The 245-nt window shown below is 53.5% G+C and carries 1 protein-coding gene; it reads left to right on the top strand.

The annotated features are described in order from the left end of the window. Positions 1–245 (top strand): EAL domain-containing protein (locus RTW80_RS30360; protein ID WP_312721929.1); only part of this gene is annotated, 245 nt, incomplete at both ends.

The raw sequence follows: 245 nt of genomic DNA, 5'->3' as shown, positions 1-245 counted from the left end.
CTCCCCGCCTGCGAGTTGAAAATCGATCGTGCTTTTGTGAAAGAGTTAAGTGGTGAGAGCGAAGATGCGACGATTGTCTCGGCGATTGTCGCCCTGGCAAAAACGCTGAATCTGAAGGTCGTGGCGGAAGGGGTCGAAACCGCAGCGCAGCAAACCTTTCTGACAGAACTGGGATGCAATACGCTACAGGGTTACCTGCTGGGCAAACCGATTACCGCGCAAGCTATTATGGAACAGTGCCAGCA

Origin of the sequence: Escherichia sp. AM3 (genome assembly GCF_032029835.1) — a bacterium.
Taxonomy (GTDB): Bacteria; Pseudomonadota; Gammaproteobacteria; order Enterobacterales; family Enterobacteriaceae; genus Escherichia; species Escherichia coli.
This window is presented reverse-complemented; position numbering and strand designations above follow the sequence as displayed.